This window comes from Micromonospora sp. NPDC049580 (genome assembly GCF_040675595.1).
Classification (GTDB): domain Bacteria; phylum Actinomycetota; class Actinomycetes; order Mycobacteriales; family Micromonosporaceae; genus Micromonospora.
The window spans coordinates 1-3,413 of record NZ_JBFAPG010000589.1 but is presented as its reverse complement, the minus strand read 5'-3'; the positions used below and the strand labels follow the sequence as shown (position 1 = coordinate 3,413).

4 protein-coding genes are annotated in these 3,413 nt (G+C 71.1%); 3 read left to right on the top strand and 1 reads right to left on the bottom strand.

Translation table 11 applies throughout. From position 1 onward, the window contains the following. Positions 1 to 65 precede the first annotated feature (65 nt). Positions 66 to 752: an IclR family transcriptional regulator gene (locus tag AB0J68_RS29540; protein WP_007456408.1), complete on the bottom strand. Its 687-nt coding sequence runs from the start codon at positions 750 to 752 to the stop codon at positions 66 to 68. Between the two features lie 49 nt (positions 753 to 801). Between AB0J68_RS29540 and leuC the strand changes: the two genes are divergently transcribed. The 3 genes from leuC to AB0J68_RS29525 all read left to right on the top strand — a co-directional run. After that, positions 802 to 2,247: a 3-isopropylmalate dehydratase large subunit gene (gene leuC, locus AB0J68_RS29535; RefSeq protein WP_355066997.1), complete on the top strand. Its 1,446-nt coding sequence runs from the start codon at positions 802 to 804 to the stop codon at positions 2,245 to 2,247. 14 nt (positions 2,248 to 2,261) lie between these two features. After that, positions 2,262 to 2,849 (top strand): 3-isopropylmalate dehydratase small subunit, encoded by a 588-nt coding sequence (leuD, locus tag AB0J68_RS29530; protein ID WP_354860107.1) that lies wholly within the window; start codon positions 2,262 to 2,264, stop codon positions 2,847 to 2,849. A gap of 172 nt (positions 2,850 to 3,021) precedes the next feature. After that, the coding region (locus AB0J68_RS29525) for an HU family DNA-binding protein (RefSeq protein WP_363941852.1) at positions 3,022 to 3,413 on the top strand (392 nt) is incomplete at its 3' end.

The following is a 3,413-nucleotide window of genomic DNA, read 5'->3' as shown; positions in this document are numbered from 1 at the left end:
GCGTGTCCGGGCAATAACTTCATGATCAACAAGGGCGGGGGTGGGGGGAGGGGTGGGGGGTGGGGTTAGAGGCCGGAGAGGCGTTGGCCGGCTCTGACGACTGCCATGGCGTGGCGTTCGCCGGGGCGGCGGCCCAGGCGTTCGATCGGGCCGGAGATGCTGACCGAGGCGATCACGCGGCCGGTGCGGTCGCGGATCGGGGCGGAGACGCTCGCCACACCGGCCTCCCGTTCGGCCACGCTCTGCGCCCAGCCGCGGCGGCGGACCTCGGCCAGGGTGCGGCCGGTGAACTTGCTGCGCGGCAGCAGCGGCATCACCGCCTCCGGAGGCTCCCAGGCGAGCAGGATCTGGGCCGCCGAGCCGGCCGTCATCGGCAGCACCGAGCCGACCGGAACGGTGTCCCGCAGGCCGCTGGCGCGCTCCGCCGCCGCCACGCAGATCCGCTCGTCGGCGCGGCGCAGGTAGAGCTGCGCGCTCTCGCCGGTGGCGTCGCGCAGCGCGGCCAGCAGCGGCTCGGCGGCGGTCAGCAGGACGTCCGGAGCGGCGTTGGCCAGCTCGCCCAGCCGGGGCCCGGGACGCCAGCGCCCCTGGGTGTCCCGAACCAGCATCCGATGGATCTCCAGTGCCTGTGCCAGCCGGTGCGCGGTGGCCCGGGGCAGCTTCGTGCGTTCAACGAGTTCGGCCAGGCTGGCGCCGTCGACACAGGCGGCCAGGATGACCACCGCCTTGTCGAGAACGCCGACACCGCTCATACTGTGTCCCACAAGCCGAAACTTACCTCCCAGAATTTAGGATGTCCAGATGGTGGGAGTCACTCCTGAGCCGAGGACCCTGGCCGAGAAGGTCTGGGACGCGCACGTCGTACGGTCCGCCGCCGGTGAGCCGGACCTGCTCTTCATCGACCTGCACCTGCTGCACGAGGTGACCAGCCCGCAGGCGTTCGACGGGCTGCGGCTCGCCGGGCGCCGGGTGCGCCGTACCGACCTGACCCTCGCGACCGAGGACCACAACACCCCGACCGGGTACGCCGATCCGGCGTTCCGGCTCCGCCGCGGTGACCTGCTCACCATCGCGGACCCGACGTCGCGTACGCAGATCGAGACGCTGCGCCGCAACTGCGCCGAGTTCGGCGTGCGGCTGCACCCGCTCGGCGACGAGAACCAGGGCATCGTGCACGTCATCGGCCCGCAGCTCGGGGTGACCCAGCCCGGCATGACGATCGTGTGTGGCGACTCGCACACCGCCACCCACGGCGCGTTCGGCGCGCTCGCCTTCGGCATCGGCACCAGCGAGGTGGAGCACGTGCTGGCCACCCAGACGCTGCCGCAGAGCAGGCCGAAGACCATGGCCGTCAACGTCACCGGCCAGCTCGCCCCCGGCGTCACCGCCAAGGACCTGGTGCTCGCGCTGATCGCCCAGGTCGGCACCGGTGGTGGGCGCGGGCACATCGTCGAGTACCGCGGTGACGCCATCCAGGCCCTCTCCATGGAGGGGCGGATGACCATCGCCAACATGTCCATCGAGTGGGGCGCCAAGGCCGGCATGATCGCGCCGGACGAGACGACCTTCGCGTACCTCAAGGGTCGGCCGAACGCGCCGCAGGGCGCCGACTGGGACGCGGCGCTGGCCTGGTGGCGGACGCTGCCCACCGACGAGGGCGCGCGCTTCGACGCCGAGGTCACCCTGGACGCCAGCCGGATCACGCCGTTCGTCACGTGGGGCACCAACCCCGGGCAGGGCGCGCCGCTGAGCGCGCCGGTGCCCGACCCGGAGGAGTTCACCACCGACTCGGAGCGCGCTGCCGCCCGCCGTGCGCTGGAGTACATGGATCTGCGCCCCGGCACCCCGCTGCGGGAGCTGCCCATCGACGTGGTCTTCGTGGGTTCCTGCACGAACGGCCGCCTGGAGGATCTGCGGGCCGCGGCCGACGTGCTGCGCGGCCACCGGGTCGCCGACTCCGTCCGGATGCTCGTGGTGCCCGGCTCCGCCGCCGTCCGGGAGGCCGCCGAGGCCGAGGGGCTGGACAAGGTCTTCGCCGACGCCGGCGCCGAGTGGCGGTTCGCCGGCTGCTCGATGTGCCTGGGCATGAACCCCGACACGCTCAAGCCCGGCGAGCGCTCCGCGTCCACCTCCAACCGGAACTTCGAGGGCCGGCAGGGCCGGGGCGGTCGTACCCACCTGGTCTCCCCGCCGGTCGCCGCCGCCACCGCCGTGGTCGGGCGGCTGGCCGCCCCCGCCGATCTGTAGAAGGGACCGAGGAGATGGACAAGTTCACCACCCACACCGGCACCGCCGTGCCGCTGCGCCGGTCCAACGTGGACACGGATCAGATCATCCCGGCCGTGTACCTCAAGAGGGTGACCCGCACCGGCTTCGCCGACGGGCTGTTCAACGCCTGGCGGGAAGACCCGGCATTCGTACTCAACGATGAATCCTATTCCGGTGCGTCGATCCTCATCGCCGGTCCCGAGTTCGGCACCGGCTCCTCCCGGGAGCACGCCGTCTGGGCGCTACGGGACTGGGGCTTCCGCGCCGTGGTGGCCCCGCGCTTCGGTGACATCTTCCGGGGCAACGCACTCAAGGAGGGCCTGCTGCCGGTCGAGTTGGAATTGAAAGCCGTCGAGGAGTTGTGGGATCTCGTCGAGGCCGACCCGACCACTCCGGTGACCGTCGACCTGACCGCCCGACAGCTCCGGGCCGGGGACGCGACCTGGTCGTTCCCGCTGGACGACTTCAGCCGGTGGCGGCTGTTGGAGGGCCTGGACGACATTGGACTCACCCTCCGGCACGCCGATGACATCGCCTCCTACGAGGCGTCTCGACTGCCGTTCCTGCCCTCGGTGGCATAGCCGTACGCCCACCCGCACATCGGATTTCGCCCCCACCGGTCCAACCGGTGGGGGCGAATCCGTTACGACACAAGGGCTTTTTTCCACCGAATGTTTGTGTCCAGGCAGCGCAGGGCATACGGTGCGCGCAGAATGGCTCGCGTCGAGTCAGTTGCACAATCGGGAGGAAGTCGTGAACAAGGCCGAGCTCATCGAGGCGCTCGCCGTTCGCCTGGGGGACCGGAAGACGGCGACGGCCGCGCTCGACGCGGTCCTCACTGAGGTCCAGGCAGCGGTCACCAAGGGCGAGAAGGTGGCGATCACCGGATTCGGAGCATTCGAAAAGCGTGTGCGTGGCGCACGAACAGCGCGCAACCCGCGTACCGGCGAGGCGGTGAAGGTCAAGAAGACGTCCGTCCCGACCTTCCGCCCCGGCGCCGGGTTCAAGGAGATGGTGGCCAGCGGCAAGGTGCCGAAGGCCACGGTGGCGGCGAAGAAGACCGCCGCCGCCACGGCCAAGACCGCCGGCGCCAAGGCGGCGGGCACCAAGGCCACCGCCACCAAGGCGGCCAGTAAGAAGACCGC